This window comes from Streptomyces sp. NPDC090021 (assembly GCF_044748225.1).
Classification (GTDB): Bacteria; Actinomycetota; Actinomycetes; order Streptomycetales; family Streptomycetaceae; genus Streptomyces.
In genome coordinates this window covers 17,296-34,271 of the sequence record NZ_JBIVFO010000044.1, presented here as the reverse complement: position 1 = coordinate 34,271, position 16,976 = coordinate 17,296, and the positions used below count along the sequence as shown (strand labels likewise).

At 71.9% G+C, this 16,976-nt stretch carries 18 protein-coding genes; 14 read left to right on the top strand and 4 right to left on the bottom strand.

All coding sequences use genetic code 11. From position 1 onward, the window contains the following. The first annotated feature begins 92 nt into the window (after positions 1–92). The 7 genes from argC (at position 93) to ACIPXC_RS28930 (ending at position 5,803) form a co-directional block, all read left to right on the top strand. The gene (gene argC / locus ACIPXC_RS28960) at positions 93–1,121 is read left to right on the top strand and encodes an N-acetyl-gamma-glutamyl-phosphate reductase (protein WP_401623976.1); all 1,029 of its coding nucleotides are present in this window, start codon (positions 93–95) and stop codon (positions 1,119–1,121) included. Next, on the top strand, positions 1,118–2,290 hold the full coding sequence (gene argJ / locus ACIPXC_RS28955; protein WP_401623974.1) for a bifunctional glutamate N-acetyltransferase/amino-acid acetyltransferase ArgJ: 1,173 nt from the start codon (positions 1,118–1,120) through the stop codon (positions 2,288–2,290). The genes argC and argJ overlap by 4 nt, the downstream gene beginning before the upstream one ends. Then, positions 2,287–3,231: an acetylglutamate kinase gene (argB, locus tag ACIPXC_RS28950; RefSeq protein ID WP_401623972.1), complete on the top strand. Its 945-nt coding sequence runs from the start codon at positions 2,287–2,289 to the stop codon at positions 3,229–3,231. Before argJ ends, argB begins: the two co-directional genes overlap by 4 nt. Beyond that, positions 3,228–4,433, top strand: a complete 1,206-nt coding sequence (locus ACIPXC_RS28945) for an acetylornithine transaminase (RefSeq protein WP_401623970.1) — start codon at positions 3,228–3,230, stop codon at positions 4,431–4,433. Before argB ends, ACIPXC_RS28945 begins: the two co-directional genes overlap by 4 nt. A gap of 7 nt (positions 4,434–4,440) precedes the next feature. Further along, a complete protein-coding gene (locus tag ACIPXC_RS28940) occupies positions 4,441–4,977 on the top strand; it encodes an arginine repressor (RefSeq protein WP_037925941.1) in 537 nt (178 codons plus the stop codon). Between the two features lie 161 nt (positions 4,978–5,138). Next, entirely contained in the window at positions 5,139–5,405 is a 267-nt protein-coding gene (locus ACIPXC_RS28935; protein ID WP_362635008.1) for a hypothetical protein, read from the top strand. Further along, on the top strand, positions 5,405–5,803 hold the full coding sequence (locus ACIPXC_RS28930) for a hypothetical protein (protein WP_401623967.1): 399 nt from the start codon (positions 5,405–5,407) through the stop codon (positions 5,801–5,803). The genes ACIPXC_RS28935 and ACIPXC_RS28930 overlap by 1 nt, the downstream gene beginning before the upstream one ends. A 230-nt stretch (positions 5,804–6,033) precedes the next feature. Here the strand turns inward: ACIPXC_RS28930 and ACIPXC_RS28925 are convergent, their stop codons facing one another. Continuing rightward, a complete protein-coding gene (locus ACIPXC_RS28925) occupies positions 6,034–6,732 on the bottom strand; it encodes a L,D-transpeptidase (protein ID WP_401624031.1) in 699 nt (232 codons plus the stop codon). Positions 6,733–6,958: 226 nt separating this feature from the next. Here ACIPXC_RS28925 and argH point away from each other — a divergent pair, with 226 nt between their 5' ends. The 4 genes from argH (at position 6,959) to ACIPXC_RS28905 (ending at position 12,350) form a co-directional block, all read left to right on the top strand. Then, complete coding sequence (argH, locus tag ACIPXC_RS28920) at positions 6,959–8,389, top strand: argininosuccinate lyase (RefSeq protein WP_386461195.1); 1,431 nt, start codon at positions 6,959–6,961, stop codon at positions 8,387–8,389. A 314-nt stretch (positions 8,390–8,703) separates the two neighbouring features. Beyond that, positions 8,704–9,255: a TetR/AcrR family transcriptional regulator gene (locus ACIPXC_RS28915; protein WP_392575930.1), complete on the top strand. Its 552-nt coding sequence runs from the start codon at positions 8,704–8,706 to the stop codon at positions 9,253–9,255. After that, positions 9,252–10,796, top strand: coding sequence for an MFS transporter (locus ACIPXC_RS28910; RefSeq protein ID WP_401623965.1), 1,545 nt, complete (start codon positions 9,252–9,254; stop codon positions 10,794–10,796). The genes ACIPXC_RS28915 and ACIPXC_RS28910 overlap by 4 nt, the downstream gene beginning before the upstream one ends. A gap of 78 nt (positions 10,797–10,874) precedes the next feature. Next, entirely contained in the window at positions 10,875–12,350 is a 1,476-nt protein-coding gene (locus ACIPXC_RS28905; protein ID WP_401623963.1) for a membrane-associated oxidoreductase, read from the top strand. Between the two features lie 30 nt (positions 12,351–12,380). On the opposite strand, the gene ACIPXC_RS28900 is transcribed toward ACIPXC_RS28905, so the two are convergent. Beyond that, positions 12,381–13,070, bottom strand: a complete 690-nt coding sequence (locus tag ACIPXC_RS28900; protein ID WP_030963287.1) for a 1-acyl-sn-glycerol-3-phosphate acyltransferase — start codon at positions 13,068–13,070, stop codon at positions 12,381–12,383. 261 nt (positions 13,071–13,331) lie between these two features. On the opposite strand from ACIPXC_RS28900, the gene ACIPXC_RS28895 reads away from it, so the two are divergent. The 3 genes from ACIPXC_RS28895 (at position 13,332) to ACIPXC_RS28885 (ending at position 15,721) form a co-directional block, all read left to right on the top strand. Continuing rightward, on the top strand, positions 13,332–14,516 hold the full coding sequence (locus tag ACIPXC_RS28895) for a glycerophosphodiester phosphodiesterase (RefSeq protein ID WP_401623960.1): 1,185 nt from the start codon (positions 13,332–13,334) through the stop codon (positions 14,514–14,516). Between the two features lie 73 nt (positions 14,517–14,589). Next, on the top strand, positions 14,590–15,177 hold the full coding sequence (locus tag ACIPXC_RS28890) for an RNA polymerase sigma factor (RefSeq protein ID WP_401623958.1): 588 nt from the start codon (positions 14,590–14,592) through the stop codon (positions 15,175–15,177). 37 nt (positions 15,178–15,214) lie between these two features. After that, complete coding sequence (locus ACIPXC_RS28885; RefSeq protein WP_401623956.1) at positions 15,215–15,721, top strand: GNAT family N-acetyltransferase; 507 nt, start codon at positions 15,215–15,217, stop codon at positions 15,719–15,721. Positions 15,722–15,743: 22 nt separating this feature from the next. Here the strand turns inward: ACIPXC_RS28885 and ACIPXC_RS28880 are convergent, their stop codons facing one another. Further along, positions 15,744–16,163 (bottom strand): hypothetical protein, encoded by a 420-nt coding sequence (locus ACIPXC_RS28880; protein ID WP_401623954.1) that lies wholly within the window; start codon positions 16,161–16,163, stop codon positions 15,744–15,746. Then, a complete protein-coding gene (locus ACIPXC_RS28875; RefSeq protein ID WP_046780414.1) occupies positions 16,156–16,524 on the bottom strand; it encodes a hypothetical protein in 369 nt (122 codons plus the stop codon). Before ACIPXC_RS28875 ends, ACIPXC_RS28880 begins: the two co-directional genes overlap by 8 nt. Positions 16,525–16,976: the final 452 nt, after the last annotated feature.

The following is a 16,976-nucleotide window of genomic DNA, read 5'->3' as shown; positions in this document are numbered from 1 at the left end:
GCTCAGTCACAGCGCGGCCCTCCCGCAGCGATCGACGACATTGCATAAACGTGCGGACATGCGTATAGTCATGCCATCGATGAGGAGGGTCCATGGTGGTACGTGCAGCGGTGGCCGGAGCGAGCGGGTACGCGGGCGGAGAAGTCCTGCGCCTGCTGCTCTCGCACCCCGAGGTGGAGATCGGCGCGCTGACCGGCAACTCCAACGCCGGACAACTCCTCGGTTCCCTGCAGCCGCATCTCGTGCCGCTCGCCGGACGCACCCTGGAGGCGACCACCCCGGAGGCCCTCGCCGGTCACGACGTCGTCTTCCTCGCCCTCCCGCACGGCCAGTCCGCGGCCGTCGCCGCCCGGCTCGGCGACGACGTCCTCGTCGTCGACATGGGCGCCGACCACCGCCTCAAGGACGCCGCGGACTGGGACCGGTTCTACGGCGCCCCGCACGCCGGGACGTGGCCCTACGGCCTCCCCGAACTGCCCGGCGGCCGCGCCGGTCTGGAGGGCGCCAAGCGGATCGCGGTCCCCGGCTGCTTCCCCACCGCCGTCTCCCTCGCGCTCTTCCCGGCCTACCAGGCGCAGCTCGCCGAACCCGAGGCCGTGATCGTCGCCGCCACCGGCACCTCCGGCGCGGGCAAGGCGCTCAAGCCGCACCTGCTCGGCGCCGAGGTCATGGGCTCCGTCACCCCGTACGGCGTCGGCGGCGGCCACCGGCACACCCCCGAGATGGTGCAGAACCTCAGCCCGCTCGCGGGCGAGCGCGTCCGCGTCTCCTTCACACCGACCCTCGTGCCCATGGCCCGCGGCATCCTCGCCACCTGCTCGGCCAAGGCACGCCCCGGCACCACCGCGGAATCGCTGCGCGCCGCCTACGAGAAGGCGTACGCCGACGAGCCCTTCGTCCACCTGCTGCCCGAGGGCCGGATGCCGTCCACCAAGTCCGTCCACGGCTCCAACGCCGTCCACGTCCAGGTCGCCCACGACGAGGCCGCCCAGCGGATCATCGCCGTCAGCGCCATCGACAACCTCACCAAGGGCACCGCCGGCGGTGCGGTGCAGAGCATGAACATCGCCCTCGGGCTGCCCGAGCAGCTCGGGCTTTCCACGATTGGAGTCGCGCCGTGACGGTTACGGCTGCACAGGGATTCACGGCGGCGGGCATCGCCGCCGGAATCAAGGCCAACGGCAACCCGGACCTGGCCCTCGTGGTCAACAACGGGCCGCGCCTCGCCGCCGCGGGCGTCTTCACCTCCAACCGCGTCAAGGCCGCGCCCGTCCACTGGTCCGAGCAGGTGCTGCGCGGCGGCACCGTCAGCGCCGTCGTCCTCAACTCCGGCGGAGCCAACGCCTGCACCGGACCCAAGGGCTTCCAGGACACCCACGCCACCGCCGAGAAGGCCGCGGCCGCGCTCAGCGGCATCGGCCCCGGCGGCGAGCACAACGCCGGCGAGATCGCCGTCGCCTCCACCGGCCTGATCGGCGTCCTGCTCCCCATGGACAAGCTGCTCCCCGGCATCGAGACCGCCGCCGCGGCCCTGTCCGAGAACGGCGGCGAGGCCGCCGCCATCGCCATCAAGACCACCGACACCGTGCACAAGACGGCCACCGTCTCCCAGGACGGCTGGACGGTCGGCGGCATGGCCAAGGGCGCGGGCATGCTCGCCCCGGGCCTGGCCACCATGCTCGTCGTCCTCACCACCGACGCCGACGTGGACGCGGCCGTCCTCGACCGGGCGCTGCGCTCCGCGACCCGCACCACCTTCGACCGGGTCGACTCCGACGGCTGCATGTCCACCAACGACACGGTGCTGCTGCTCGCCTCCGGAGCCTCCGGCGAGGTCCCCGCGTACGCGGACTTCGCCGACGCGGTCCGCAAGGTGTGCGACGACCTGGCCCGCCAGCTGATCGGCGACGCCGAGGGCGCCAGCAAGGACATCCGCATCGAGGTCATCGGCGCGGCCAGCGAGGACGACGCGGTCGAGGTCGGCCGCTCCATCGCCCGCAACAACCTGCTCAAGTGCGCCATCCACGGCGAGGACCCCAACTGGGGCCGCGTGCTGTCCGCGATCGGCACCACCAAGGCCGCCTTCGACCCGGACCGGCTGAACGTCGCCATCAACGGCGTGTGGGTCTGCAGGAACGGCTCGGTCGGCGAGGACCGCGACCTGGTCTCCATGAAGGACCGCGAGGTCCGCATCACCGCGGACCTGGCCACCGGCGGCGAGTCGGCCGTCATCTGGGCCAACGACCTGACCGCCGAGTACGTCCACGAGAACAGCGCCTACTCCTCATGAGCGACGACAAGGCCGGCCAGCCCGGCACCTCCGGCGGCACCGCCCGCAAGCACACCGCCCTGCCCAAGGCGCAGATCCTCATCGAGGCCCTGCCCTGGCTCCGGCGCCACAACGGCAAGGTCGTCGTCATCAAGTTCGGCGGCAACGCCATGGTCGACGAGGACCTCAAGGCCGCCTTCGCCCAGGACGTGGTCTTCCTGCACCAGGCCGGGCTCAAGCCGGTCGTCGTGCACGGCGGCGGACCGCAGATCAACGCCCAGCTCGACAAGCAGGGCCTGGTCAGCGAGTTCAAAGCCGGCCTGCGCGTGACGACTCCGGAGGCCATGGACGTCGTACGGATGGTCCTGGCGGGCCAGGTCCAGCGCGAACTGGTCGGGCTGCTCAACCAGCACGGGCCGCTCGCCGTCGGCATGACCGGCGAGGACGCCCGCACCATCACCGCGACCAAGCACAGCCCGGAGATCGACGGCGAGCTGATCGACATCGGCCGGGTCGGCGAGATCACCGACGTCGACACCGGCGCCATCGAGGCGCTGCTGGCCGACGGCCGGATCCCGGTCATCTCCTCCATCGCCCGCAGCGCCGACGACCACCACGTCTACAACGTCAACGCCGACACCGCGGCCGCGGCCCTCGCGGCCTCCCTCGGCGCCGAGACACTGATGGTCCTCACCGACGTCGAGGGCCTCTACGCCGACTGGCCGCACAGCGACGAGGTCATCAGCCGGCTCACCGTCAGCGAGCTGGAGAAGCTGCTGCCCGAGCTGTCCAGCGGCATGGTCCCCAAGATGGAGGGCTGCCTGCACGCCGTGCGCGGCGGCGTCGGCACCGCCCGCGTCCTCGACGGGCGGATCCCGCACTCGATCCTGCTGGAGATCTTCACGGACTCCGGCATCGGCACGATGGTCGTGCCCGACCGGCAGCCAGGGGGAGCAGCATGACGCAGGGCACCGGCAACCAGGAGTACGGCGCACGCTGGCGGGGCGCGCTGACCGACAACTACGGCACGCCCGCCGTCGCCCTCGTACGCGGCCGGGGCGCCCAGGTGTGGGACGCCGACGGCAAGCAGTACACCGACTTCGTCGGCGGCATCGCCGTCAACGCCCTCGGCCACGCCCACCCGGCGATCGTCACGGCCGTGACCGAGCAGGTCTCCACGCTCGGCCACGTCTCCAACCTCTTCGCCTCCGAGCCGGTCATCGCGCTCGGCGAGCGGCTGCTCCAGCTCTTCGGCCGCCCCGGCAAGGTCTTCTTCTGCAACTCCGGTGCCGAGTCAGTCGAGGCCGCCTTCAAGATCGGCCGGCTGACCGGGCGGACCCACATGGTCGCCACCGACGGCGGATTCCACGGCCGGACCATGGGCGCCCTCGCGCTCACCGGCCAGCCGAAGAAGCAGGAGCCCTTCCTGCCCCTGCCCGGCGACGTCACCCACGTCCCGTACGGCGACGTCGAGGCCCTGCGGGCCGCCGTCACCGAAGAGACCGCGCTCGTCGTCATCGAGCCGATCCAGGGCGAGAACGGCGTCGTCGTACCCCCCGCCGGGTACCTCACCGCCGCGCGCGAGATCACCCGGGCCACCGGCACGCTGCTGGTCCTCGACGAGGTCCAGACCGGTATCGGCCGCTGCGGCCAGTGGTTCGAGCACCAGGCGCACGAGGGCGTCGAGCCCGACATCGTCACCCTGGCGAAGGGGCTGGGCGGCGGCCTGCCGATCGGTGCCGTGGTCGCCTTCGGCCCCACCGCCGACCTGCTGCGGCCCGGCCAGCACGGCACCACCTTCGGCGGGAACCCGGTCGCCTGTGCCGCCGGACTCGCCGTCATCGACACCATCGCCGCCGACGACCTGCTCGACCGGGTCAAGGCGCGGGGCGAGCGGCTGCGCTCCGGAATCGAGTCCTCCGGGCACCCACTGGTATCCCACGTCCGGGGCGCCGGACTGCTCCTGGGTATCGTGCTGACCCAGCCGCTCGCACCCGAGGTGCAGCAGGCGGCCCAGGATGCCGGCTTCCTGGTCAACGCGCCCGCCCCGGACGTCGTACGGCTCATGCCCCCGTACGTACTCACCGAGGCCGAGGCGGACGCGTTCGTCCGGGCACTGCCCGGCATTCTCGATGCAGCAGGCGGGGACGGATCCGGAGAATGAGACGACGATGAGCCAGGCGCAGGACAACGAGCACGGCGGGCAGGCCGTCCCGCAGACCCGCACGGCGCGTCACCGCCGGATCGTGGACATCCTCAACCGGCAGCCGGTCCGTTCGCAGAGCCAGCTGGCGAAGCTGCTCGCCGACGACGGGCTCAGCGTCACCCAGGCGACGCTCTCCCGCGATCTCGACGAGCTGGGCGCGGTGAAGATCCGCAACACCGGCGGCGAGCTGATCTACGCGGTACCCAGCGAGGGCGGCTTCCGCACCCCGCAGGCCCCGCTCGGCGAGTCCGCGAAGGAGGAGCGCATGCGGCGCCTCTCCGGTGAACTGCTCATCTCGGCGGAGGCCTCCGCGAACCTCGTGGTCCTGCGCACCCCGCCGGGCGCCGCGCAGTTCCTCGCCTCGGCCATCGACCAGGCCGAGCTCCGCGAGATCCTCGGCACGATCGCCGGCGACGACACCCTGATGCTGATCAGCCGGGACCCGGTGGGCGGCCAGGCCCTCGCCGACCACCTGCTGCGGCTGGCGCAGAAGGAGGGCTGAGCGGGCGGTCCGGCGGGGAGGCCCGGACCGGCGCAGGCCCGATACCGGTACCCCGTACCAGTACCAGTACCACCAGCGGAGACAGCGGCGGTCTCATCAACCGCGGCCAGCGGGGTCGGGAGACCCTCACGCCGGTCCTCTACTGGGAGTAGAGTCGAGGTATGGCAGATGAGACGAGCATCAAGGTGAGCGCGGCGACCCGCGACCGGCTGGCCGCGCTGGCGACCGAGCAGGGCACAACGATCCGGCAGCTGGTCGAGGAGCTCGCCGAGGGCCGGCCGACTCAGGCCGAGTACGCGGAGCGTGCCGAGCAGGCCCGTGCCGAGCTCGCCTCCGTCCTGGGGACCGTCCCGAGCGAGGAGGCCGAGGCGAAGGCCCGCGGCCTCCTGGAGCGCCTGGGCGCCAGGCAGGACTCGGCGGCCGCGTAGTGGGGCCGATCGCCGTCGTCCTGGACCACACGACCGCTACCGCCCTCCACGACCCGAAGGACCCGTACAACGAGGCCGTCGCCGCCTTCTACGTGCAAGCCTCCGGCGGTCTGGGCACGCTCTACGCGCCCGTGCTCTCCCTGACCGCCGGCGACACCGGGCGGCCCGGCCTGCTCGCATATATCAACGGGTTGCGGTTCATCCAGATCGAGCCCTTCGACACGGCCGCCGCCCTGACCGCCACCGAGCTCCTGCACGCCGGGCACCCTTGGGCGGTCGTCCACGCCATCCACGCGGCTCGCCCCTCGGCAGACTTCCCCGCCGGCCGCTACCTGCTCACCCTGGAACCCGAGCTGTACGACGGCACCGGCGTCCAAGCGGTCCATCCAGATCATTGAGAAACGGCTTGACGCTCGGCGTCGTCCGCAGCAAGGCTCCATCGGGCTTGGTTCCGACCCAGGTGGCGGCGTAGGTGCAGTGGTAGGAGCCGTCCGACGGCAGCCACTCCTCCGGGTCCTTGTCGCTCTTGGACCGGTTGGAGGACGACAAGGTCCGGTGGGAGGACGCGTACGAGTACCGGCCTCCGACGAGGACGAACCAGAGCCCGGCGCCACGCCTCCCGGACCTGCTAGTAGCGGGTGACGGCGAGCGGCCCCTCCTGCGTGCCGATCGCGATGTGAGGCCGCCGGTCCGGGTCCGCCCAGCGCAGGATCGCCCGCATGTCCCGCCCGGGCACCGAGACACAACCGGCCGTCGCGCCCTTGCCGTTGACGTGCAGGAAGATCCCGGCGCCCCGGCCGCGTACCGGCCGGTCGTAGTTGAAGGCGATCAGCAGCGCGTGCGCGTACTGCATCTCGTAGGTGACCAGGTGCTCGGCCTCGCCGGGCGCGCAGTCCGCGGGCAGCGGCTCCACCCAGCGGTTGTAGGCGGCCGAGGCGTTGTCCTGGCACCACCAGGAGTCCGGGGTCACCCGCCGGTAGCCGTACTCCGTCCCGGCCGGCGCCCGCCGGATCCCGAAGGCGTACGGCAGTGCGTACAGGCCCGTCGGGGTGGTGCTGGTGCCCTGCGTACGGGTCGAGCCCTCCGTGAGGCCGCCCGCCCCGAACCGGGCGGGCGCGCTCCCGGCCTCGTACCAGCGCCCGGCCCGCCGGTCCCACCAGGTCAGACGGCCGGTCGTGGAGCCGGGGGCGGGCGCCACGGCGGTGATCAGCTGACTGCCGCCGCCGGTGTCGGCGAGACGGGCGGGCAGGGGCCCGGGTGCGGCCCCCGAGCCCTGCGGGAGCAGGGTGGTGACGATCAGGCAGCCCGTGACGAGAGCGGTACGCAGCACGTCCCCGACGGTACGTGCAGCAGGGGGCGCGCGCGGTGCAGGCAGGCCGTGCGGGGGGCGAGTCGGCATCGATTGACGAAACATGCGGAGCAGTGCATAGTTATGCCTACGAGCGACCTGGCCTGATCCCGGCACCCGGCCCGCACGAAGACGGCCTCCCCGTTACCTCCGCGGCGGGGAGGCCGTTGCACATCCGTCCATGCAGTCTTGAGGAGCAGTAGCTGTGAGCAGCAACAACGCTGGTGACGTCCGGCTCTGGGGCGGCCGGTTCGCCGATGGTCCCGCCGAGGCCCTCGCGAAGCTGTCCGCGTCGGTCCACTTCGACTGGCGCCTCGCGCCGTACGACATCGCCGGCTCGCGCGCCCACGCCCGCGTGCTGCACACGGCGGGGCTGCTCACGTCCGACGAGCTGGAGCGCATGATCGACGGCCTGGACCGGCTGGAGGCCGACGTCGCCGACGGCTCCTTCACCGGCACCATCGCCGACGAGGACGTACACACCGCGCTGGAGCGGGGCCTGCTGGAGCGGCTCGGTGCCGAGCTCGGCGGCAAGCTGCGCGCCGGCCGGTCCCGCAACGACCAGGTGGCCACCCTCTTCCGGATGTACCTGCGCGACCACGCCCGGATCATCGGCGGTCTGATCGCGGACCTGCAGGACGCGCTGGTCGGGCTCGCGGAGAGCCACGCCGACGTGGCGATGCCGGGCCGCACCCACCTGCAGCACGCGCAGCCTGTGCTCTTCGCGCACCATGTACTGGCCCACGTGCAGTCCCTGTCCCGGGACGCGGAGCGGCTGCGGCAGTGGGACACGCGGACGGCGGTCTCGCCGTACGGCTCCGGTGCGCTGGCCGGTTCCTCGCTGGGCCTGGACCCGGAGGCGGTCGCCGCGGAGCTGGGCTTCGAGCGGGGCTCGGTGGGCAACTCGATCGACGGTACGGCCTCGCGCGACTTCGTCGCCGAGTTCGCCTTCGTCACCGCGATGATCGGGATCAACCTGTCCCGGATCGCCGAGGAGATCATCATCTGGAACACGAAGGAGTTCTCCTTCGTGACGCTGCACGACGCCTTCTCCACCGGCTCGTCGATCATGCCGCAGAAGAAGAACCCGGACATCGCGGAGCTGGCGCGCGGCAAGTCCGGCCGTCTGATCGGCAACCTGACGGGCCTGCTCGCCACCCTCAAGGCGCTGCCCCTGGCCTACAACCGGGACCTCCAGGAGGACAAGGAGCCGGTCTTCGACTCCTGCGACACCCTTGAGGTCCTGCTGCCGGCCTTCACCGGCATGATGGCCACGCTCACCGTCAACCGGGAGCGGATGGAGGAGCTGGCCCCGGCCGGCTTCTCCCTCGCCACCGACATCGCGGAGTGGCTGGTCAAGCAGGGCGTCCCGTTCCGGGTGGCGCACGAGGTGGCCGGCAGTTGCGTCAAGGAGTGCGAGGGGCTCGGCATCGAGCTGGACGAGCTCACCGACGAGCAGTTCGCGAAGATCTCGGAGCACCTGACCCCCGAGGTCCGCACCGTCCTCAACGTCAAGGGCGCGCTCGCCTCCCGCAAGGGCCGCGGCGGCACCGCCCCCTCGGCGGTCGCGGTCCAGCTCACCGAGCTGAAGGCCGATCTCGTCATCCAGCACGCCTGGGCCGTACACAAGCAGTAGCGGTCCCCCTTCACCACCGCCGCCCTGCGGCCCGCACGCCCGCCGACCCGGGTCCGGGCCTGTACGTCCGCACGCGGCGGAATGCCCACGGGGGCGGCCGGAGCACTGCGCTCCGGCCGCCCCCGCGGTGTGTCCGGGGGGTGGTCGGCATCGGCCCGGAGCGTGCGGGTGGTGATGCGTAGGGGTTCAGGGGTCCGTCGACGTCGATCAGCAGCAGTGGCTTCATCTCGGCAGGATTCCGTTCCGGCCGCCCGGGGGCAGGCCATTTTCCCTAGGGTGAGACGTGGGTGTCTCAATCGGGGTATGCTTGTCTCATGGCCATGGATCGTGACCAGGTGCTCCGCGACGCGGCCGCCCTGCTCTCCCGCAAATCGACCGCCACGATGGACGAGGTCGCCCGTGCCGCCGGAATCGGCCGCGCCACCCTCCACCGGCACTTCGCCGGACGCGACGCCCTCGTACGCGCCCTCGAAGACCTCGGCATCCGCGAGTTCGAGGTGGCGTTCGACAATGCCCGCCTCGACGAGGGCACCGCGGTGGAGGCGCTCCGGCGCCTCGTCGCCGAGGCCGAACCCAACGCCGAGCTGCTGGCCTTCCTCGTCACCGAGAACCAGCTGTTCGAGGGCGACGAGGTCAACGAGGGCTGGGCCCGGCTCGACGCCCGCGTCATCGCCCTGTTCCGGCGCGGCCAGGAAGAGGGCGACATCCGGATCGACCTGAGCCCCGCCTGGCTCACCGAGGCCCTCTACGGCCTCATCGGCAGTTGCGCCTGGGCCGTCATGGACGGCCGGGTCGCCGCCAAGGACTTCCAGTACATGATCATCGAGCTGCTGCTCGGTGGCGTCCGACGGAGTGTGGAGAAATGAGCCGTACCGAACAGCTGATACGTCCGACGGGGGTGGAGGAGAAGAGCCGCGGCCGCTGGCTCGCGCTCTCCGTGCTCGTCCTGGCCGTGCTGCTCGTCGCGGTCGACGCCACGGTCCTCGGCCTCGCCACGCCCTCGCTCAGCGAAGACCTCAAGCCGTCGGGCACCCAGCTGCTCTGGATCGGCGACATCTACTCCTTCGTCATCGCCGGACTCCTGGTGTCCATGGGCTCCCTCGGCGACCGGATCGGCCGTAAGAAGCTGCTCCTCGCCGGAGCCACCGCCTTCGGTGCCGTCTCGGTCCTGAACGCCTACGCCACCAGCCCCGAGATGATGATCGCCGCCCGCGCCCTGCTCGGCGTGGCCGGTGCCACCCTGATGCCCTCGACCCTCGCGCTGATCCGCAACATCTTCACCGACCCGAGGGAACGCAGCCTCGCCATCGGCATCTGGGGCGCCACCGCCTCGGCCGGCGCGGCCGTCGGCCCGGTCGTCGGCGGAGCCCTGCTCCAGCACTTCTGGTGGGGCTCGGTCTTCCTGATCAACCTTCCCGTCATGATCGCCCTCGTCCTCGTCGGCATCAAGCTCCTTCCCGAGTCCAAGAACCCGGTCGCCGGCCCCTGGGACCTGCTCAGCGTCGGCCTCTCCCTCGTCGGCGTCATCGGGGTGGTCTACGCCGTCAAGGAAGCCGCCACGCACGGCATGACCTGGGAGGTCACGGTCGCCGCGGTCCTCGGCTCGGCCGCGCTGTACGGCTTCGTCCGCCGCCAGTTCACCCTGCCGTCCCCGCTGCTCGACATGCGGCTCTTCCGGCACCGCGGCTTCTCCGGCGCGGTCCTCGCCGACCTGCTCACCGTCTTCGGACTCTCCGGGCTGGTCTTCTTCCTCTCCCAGTTCCTCCAACTCGTCCAGGGCCGCGGCCCGCTGGAGGCCGGCCTGGCCGAACTGCCCGCCGCCATCGGCGCGGTGGTCACCGGCCTGGTCGCGGGCCGGTACGCCCGCAGGTACTCGGTGCGCTCCGTTGTCACCGGCGGCCTCGCCGCCATCGGCGCCGCCCTGGCCGTCCTGACCGTGATCCACAAGGAGAGCGGCTACCCGCTGCTCGGCGCGGCCCTGCTCGTCGTCGGCCTCGGCGCCGGCTTCTCCTTCACCGTCACCGCCGACGTGATCCTCTCCAGCGTGCCCAAGGAGCAGGCCGGATCGGCCTCCGCCGTCTCCGAGACGGCGTACGAGCTCGGCGCCGCCCTCGGCATCGCGCTGCTCGGTTCCATCGTCACCGGCGTCTACCAGGGCTTCACGGCCCCGGCCTCCGTCGGCGGACCGGTGGCCGACGCCGCGCACGAATCGCTCGGCGGAGCCGTCGAGGCCGCCAGGACACTGGACCCGCAGACCGCCGCCCACATGGTCGGCGCCGCCCAGGAGGCCTTCGTCGACGGCCTGCGCCTCGCCTCCGGCGTCGGCGCGGCCGTACTGCTGGCCACCGCCGCGGCCGCCTGGTTCCTGCTCCGGGGCCAGCGGCTCCAGGAGGGCGTCGAGCACTGATCCGCCGCCGCATCCGGACAAGGGGCGGCCTCCCGGTACGAGTTGACAGTCCGTCGAACTCCGGACACCATCCCGGCGATGGAGATCAACGATCTGACCCCGGCCGAGCGCCGCGTCTGGGAGGCCTTCCCGCGCGGCGACGGAGTCGACTTCCGGGAGCACCCCGAGGACAGCTCCGTGGACGGGGCCGGCTGGGGGCCCGAACGCACCCTGCGGGCCGAGGTGCTGCGCGCCCTCCTGCTGGGCGCCGCGCCCGCCGTGGAGGGCCGGGTCGCCGGGCTCAAGATCAAGGGCGCGAGGATCGTCGGCAAGCTCGACCTCCGCTACGCGGTGGTCGACCATCCCGTCCGGATGCGCGACTGCTGGTTCGAACGTAAACCGCTCCTGTACGGCGCCCAGCTGAAGGCCCTCGTCCTCGGCTACTCCACCCTGCCCGGCCTCACGGCGGCCACCCTGCGCGTCGACGTCGTCCTGCGGCTCTCCTGCTGCCGCATCAGCGGCCCCGTACGGCTCCAGGGCGCCCGGATATCCGGCGGCCTCTTCCTGCAGGGCGCGACCGTCGGGCCCGCGACGGGCGAGGAGGCGGACGAGCCGCCGCTCCAGCTCAACCACGCGGAGATCGGCACCGACATCATCGCCAACGACCTGACCGTCCACGGTCAGCTCCGCCTCAACGGCGCCGTCGTCGGCGGCCGGATCAGCCTCGACAACGCCCGCCTGCTCGCCCCGGACGGCACCGCCCTCCAGGCCGAGACCCTCATGGTCGGCACCGATCTCCACGCCGCACGGGCCCGGACGCAGGGCCGTCTGAACCTCACCGGCTCGCGGATACCCGGCCGCCTCAACCTCGCCCACGCCGTTCTGGACAACCCGGGCGGTGTCGCCCTGCGCGCCTCCAGCTGCACGGTCGGCGAGATGTGGCTGCCCGCCTGCGAGGACGTACGGGGCACGGTGAACCTGCGGCGCTCACAGTTCGACCTGCTGAACATGCGACCGGGCACCTGGCGGGACCCCCTGCGCCTGGACGGCCTGACCTACCGCGCACTGGGACCCCACCTGCCCGCCCAGGAGCGGCTGGCCGCGCTGGAGACCGGCGAGCCCGGGTACCTCCCGTACCCGTACGAACAGCTGGCCGCGGCCTACCGCACCGCGGGCGACGAGGAGGCGGCCCGTACGGTCATGCTCGCCAAACTGCGCCGGCACCGCCGCACCCTGCCCCGGCACACCCGCCTGTGGGGGCTCCTCCAGGACGCGACGGTCGGCTACGGCTTCCGGCCGCTGCGTGCGGCGGGCTGGCTGACGGCGCTCCTGCTCACGGGAGCGATCGCGTTCACGCTGGAGCAGCCCCGCCCGCTCAAACAGGGCGAGGCTCCGGACTTCAACGCCGTCTTCTACACCATCGACCTGATGCTGCCGATCATCGGTTTCGGCCAGGAACAGGCCTTCGCGCCGAGCGGCTGGCACCAGTGGCTGTCGTACCTGCTGATCGTGACCGGCTGGATCCTCGCCACCACGACGGCGGCGGGCGTCAGCCGGTCACTGCGGCGACAGTGAGCACGGTGAGGACCGCGGGAACGGCGAGGGTCAGGCGGCCTTCGCCTTGGTCGCGTACATGTCGACGTACTCCTGGCCCGAGAGTCGCATGACCTCGGCCATCACCGAGTCCGTGACGGCGCGCAGCACGTAGCGGTCGCGGTCCATTCCCTCGTAGCGGGAGAACTCCATCGGCTCGCCGAAGCGGACGGTGACCCGGCCCGGGCGCGGCATGCCGGCGCCGCCGGGCTGGAGCTTGTCGGTGCCGATCATCGCGAACGGCACCACGGGGGCGCCGGTCATCAGGGTGAGGCGGGCGATGCCGGTGCGGCCGCGGTAGAGCCGGCCGTCGGGGGAGCGGGTACCCTCGGGGTAGATGCCGAAGATCTTGCCCTCTTCGAGGATCCTGCGGCCGGTCATCAGGGCCGCGACCCCGCCGTTGGCGCCGTCACGGTCGACGGGGATCATGCCGGAGCCGGTGAAGAACCACGCCATGAGCCGGCCCTTGAGCCCCTTGCCGGTCACGTACTCGTCCTTGCCGATGAAGTGGACCGTGCGGTCGCACACCAGCGGCAGGATCATGGAGTCGATGAAGGTGAGGTGGTTGCCCGCCAGAATCACCGGCCCGGAGCCGGGGATGTTTTCGACGCCCTCCACGCGGGTGCGGAACATCGTGCGCATGACCGGTCCGACAGTGGCTTTGATGAGCTTCGTACGGAACAACGTGGGCCCCTCCGGCATCGAAAAGCGGCTCGCGCACCCACCACTCGGCAGTAGCGCAGGTGAGGACGATACTCGCGGGTCAGCTCCGAGCGCACATCGGGTTCACGTGTCGGATACGCAATGTTGACGCGCGTTTTCGCCAAGTTACCCGGCTGTGCCTCCGCGGCACCCCCTGCGGCCACCCCCCTCTGCCTACCATCGGCACGCCGATCACGGCTTTCACGGCTACGGCCCTTCACGGCTACGGCCGTACGGCCTTCACGACGAGGAGTGGCAGTCATGACGCAGGGTGGGGCAGCGCGGCGCACGGTCCTGGGGGCGGCGGTCCTGGCGGCGGGGACGGGGATCACCGGTCTCGCGGCGGGAACGGCGTCCGCGGCGGGCACCTCCTCGGTGCCCTCGGCGGGCGGCGGGCACGGCGGCGGCTTCCGGGGCCTGCCGTACCCCACGGTCATCGGCCACCGCGGCGCCAGCGGCTACCGGCCCGAGCACACGCTCGGCTCCTATCAGCTGGCCCTCGACCTGGGCGCGGACGTCGTCGAGCAGGACCTGGTGCCCACCCGGGACGGCCACCTGGTGTGCCGCCACGAGAACGAGATCGGCGGGACCACCGACGTCGCCGACCATCGCGAGTTCGCCTCCCGGCGCACCACCAAGTCCGTCGACGGGGTCCAGGTCACCGGCTGGTTCACCGAGGACTTCACCCTCGCCGAGCTGAAGACCCTGCGCGCGAAGGAACGTATCCCCGCCGTCCGCCAGCGCAACACGCTCTACGACGGCCAGTGGGCGGTCCCCACCTTCGAAGAGGTGCTCCGCTGGGCCGACCGTGAGGGCAGGCGGCGCGGGGAGAGGGTCTGGCTGCACGTCGAGACCAAGCACCCCAGCTACTTCCGGAGCCTGGGCCTCGGCCTGGAGGAGCCCCTCGCCCGGCTGCTGCGCCGGTACCGCCGCGACGGCCGGGACGCCGCCGTCTTCCTCCAGTCCTTCGAGCCCTCCAGCATCCAGCGGCTCTCCCGGCTGGTCTCCGCGCCCCGCGTGGTCCTGCTCTCCACCGCGGGCACCCGCCCCTGGGACTTCGAACAGGCGGGGGACCCGCGCACTGTCGCCGACCTGGTCAAGCCCGAGGGCCTCAAGTGGATCGCCGGCTTCGCCCAGGGCATCGGCCCCACCATGGACCTGATCCTCCCGCGTGACGCCGCCGGCCGGCTCGGCGCCCCCACCACCCTGGTGAAGGACGCCCACGCCCGCGGCCTGCTGCTGCACCCCTACACCGCGCGCAACGAGAACAGCTTCCTGCCCGCCGAGTACCGCAGGGGCACCGATCCGGCCGCGTACGGGGACGCCCTCGGCGCCTTCCGCACCTACTTCGAGCAGGGCATCGACGGGATCTTCACTGACAACCCGGACACCGGACTGCTCGCGGCCGAGGCCTTCCGCCCGGGCCGACGCCCCGTCAACCACTGAGCGCCGCTTCCCGAACGAGTGGGCCGCGCCGGGCGGGGAAACCGCCGGGCCCGGCCCACTCGTCACGCTCGGCATGGACCTGCTGAAGGACCCCGAGCTCGTGAACGAACTGGGCCCGCTGCTCTCCGCGGAGGCGGCGGCGGAGGCCCCGGCCGCCGGAATGGACGCGGCCGACCTCGAACAGGCCGTCTGGGTCAGGCTGCTGGAGAGCGGCCGGCGCGCCCCCGATCCCGCCGACCCGGCCGAGCCGGCCCGCTGGCTGCGCCGTGCGGTACGGGCCGAGGCCCGGCTCGCCCGGCGCCGGGCGAGGCGCGAGGTCCCCTACGACCACCGCCGCACCTCCGCGGACGCCCGCCACCGCCGCTTCACCGACGGCGGCCCGCGGACCGGCGTCGCCACCGGGCCCGCGCCCGAAGACGCCCTGCTGCACGGGGAGGAGAACCGCGCACTCCGATCGGCCGTCGCCCGGTTGCCCGGGCGCTGTCCCGAGCTGATGCGGGCACTTCTTTCGCCCAGAGACCTCACATACCGTGAAATCGCAGGAGAGTTGGGAATCTCACAAGGAAGTTTAGGGCCCGTGCGTTCCCGTTGCCTGGGATGTCTGCGCAGAATGCTCGCGGCAGAGGTTGCGGCTCCTGGCCTTCGGGGAAGGGAGCGGTAGACCAACGGGCTACCAGGTGAGCTGGAGGCATGCGCACATGGGCATGAGCGTGACCATTTCGGCGGCGGTCGCCGAGGACGCCGAGCAGATCTTCAAACTGCAGTACCTGGCCTTCCAGCGCGAGGCCGAGCTGTACGGCAACTACCTCATCCAGCCGCTCACCCAGTCCCTGGACTCCCTGAAGGGCGAGCTGGCGACGGACACCGTCCTGGTCGCCCGCCTCGGCGACGAGATCGTCGGCACCGTCCGCGGCAGCGTGGACGAGGAGGGCACCGCCAAGATCGCCAAGCTCTGCGTGCACCCGCGTCTGCAGGGCCACGGGCTCGGGGCGCGCCTGTTGCGCGCCGTGGAGGAGGCCCTGGCGGGCCCGGGCACCGCCACCCGCTTCCGTCTGCACACCGGTCACAAGAGCGAGTCCAACCTGCGTCTCTACCGCAAGGCCGGTTACGTCAAGGTCGGCGGGCGCACGGCGTCCGACGGCGTGCAGCTGGTGGTCCTGGAGAAGGAAGCCAAGGACCCGACCGACTTCACGGTCAGCGCCTGAGCCGCTCGGCCCCCGAGCCGGCTCAGCGCCTGCGCAGCCAGAGCATCCCGGTGATCGGCAGGATCACCGGGATGAACAGGTAGCCCATCCCGAACTGCGACCAGACGGTCGTGTCGGGGAAGGACTCCGGGCGCAGCAGGGTCCACGTGCCCACCGCCAGTACGCCCGTGAGCTCCACGGCGCAGCACACCAGCGCCGCCCTGCGCGCCGTCTCGCCGCCGCGCACCAGGGAGTACGTGATGAACGCGTAGGCCAGCGCCGCCACTGCGGACAGCGAGTAGGCCAGCGGCGCCCGGTCGAACTCGGTCGAGATCTGGAAGGCCGAGCGCGAGACCGCGCCCACCACCATCACCCCGTACAGCCACACCAGCAGCAGCCCGGGCCCCGAGACCAGCCGCTTGCGCCCGGCGGGAGTGGCGGTCGTCGTGTCAGCGTCAGGCACCGGTGGTTCCCCAGATGTCGTAGAGCCGTACTTCGAGGACGGCGAGGACCACCGCGCCGGCGGCCACGGTCACGGATCCCCACTTGGTCCGCTCGGTCAGCGAGAGCAGTCCGGCGGCCGGTACCGCGGCGAACGCGCCGAGCAGGTAGGCCACGAAGATCACCGAGCCCTCGTCGGGCTTCTCGCCCCTGGCCAGCTGGACCAGGCCGATCACCAGCTGGGCCAGGACCAGTACGGTCACCACGGCCATGCCGATGAAGTGCCAGTCCTTGGTCGGCTGGTCCCGCAGCGCGGCATATCCGCACCAGGCGGCGAGGGCGAGTGCGGCCACGCCGATGGCGACCGTCAGGGCGTCGAGCATGCAGCGAGGGTATTACGGGCCGAAAGACCCGATGCGCGCGCCCCTTCCCGTACGGCGGCCGGGGGACGCGGTCCGCGCGGCCCGCGCCACGGCCCGCTCCCGGGCCGCCCGGGGCAGTGGTCTTGACCACAGCGGACCTCGTGGGCGGCCCCCGCGGTGACCTTCGGACGCGGGGTCGCAGGGTGGCGTCGGCGCAGGTCAGGGAGGAGGTCGACGGGGTGGGACGAGCCTCGGCCGCTGACCGGTCTTGTCCGTTATGCGACCGAATCGCGTCCGCTATCCGGACAACTTTGATCGGTGAGGGGATGCGTCTGCTTTACTGGGGCCCATGACCACGACGAGCAGCCGCACCCTTGCGACCGAGGCGACGATGACGCCCGGTGCTCGCTGTATGTGTCGAATGTGCGCCTTCTGAGGGCCCCTTCCTGAGCCTCGCGCCCCGAAGCGAGACC

What these genes read in the sequence shown, in the direction of transcription:
- argC (WP_401623976.1), top strand. Translation starts at nt 93, where the DNA reads ATGGTGGTACGTGCAGCGGTGGCCGGAGCGAGCGGGTACGCGGGCGGA.
- argB (WP_401623972.1), top strand. Translation starts at nt 2,287, where the DNA reads ATGAGCGACGACAAGGCCGGCCAGCCCGGCACCTCCGGCGGCACCGCC.
- ACIPXC_RS28945 (WP_401623970.1), top strand. Translation starts at nt 3,228, where the DNA reads ATGACGCAGGGCACCGGCAACCAGGAGTACGGCGCACGCTGGCGGGGC.
- ACIPXC_RS28940 (WP_037925941.1), top strand. Translation starts at nt 4,441, where the DNA reads ATGAGCCAGGCGCAGGACAACGAGCACGGCGGGCAGGCCGTCCCGCAG.
- ACIPXC_RS28935 (WP_362635008.1), top strand. Translation starts at nt 5,139, where the DNA reads ATGGCAGATGAGACGAGCATCAAGGTGAGCGCGGCGACCCGCGACCGG.
- ACIPXC_RS28915 (WP_392575930.1), top strand. Translation starts at nt 8,704, where the DNA reads ATGGCCATGGATCGTGACCAGGTGCTCCGCGACGCGGCCGCCCTGCTC.
- ACIPXC_RS28910 (WP_401623965.1), top strand. Translation starts at nt 9,252, where the DNA reads ATGAGCCGTACCGAACAGCTGATACGTCCGACGGGGGTGGAGGAGAAG.
- ACIPXC_RS28905 (WP_401623963.1), top strand. Translation starts at nt 10,875, where the DNA reads ATGGAGATCAACGATCTGACCCCGGCCGAGCGCCGCGTCTGGGAGGCC.
- ACIPXC_RS28900 (WP_030963287.1), bottom strand. Translation starts at nt 13,070, where the DNA reads ATGCCGGAGGGGCCCACGTTGTTCCGTACGAAGCTCATCAAAGCCACT.
- ACIPXC_RS28895 (WP_401623960.1), top strand. Translation starts at nt 13,332, where the DNA reads ATGACGCAGGGTGGGGCAGCGCGGCGCACGGTCCTGGGGGCGGCGGTC.
- ACIPXC_RS28890 (WP_401623958.1), top strand. Translation starts at nt 14,590, where the DNA reads ATGGACCTGCTGAAGGACCCCGAGCTCGTGAACGAACTGGGCCCGCTG.
- ACIPXC_RS28885 (WP_401623956.1), top strand. Translation starts at nt 15,215, where the DNA reads ATGGGCATGAGCGTGACCATTTCGGCGGCGGTCGCCGAGGACGCCGAG.
- ACIPXC_RS28875 (WP_046780414.1), bottom strand. Translation starts at nt 16,524, where the DNA reads ATGCTCGACGCCCTGACGGTCGCCATCGGCGTGGCCGCACTCGCCCTC.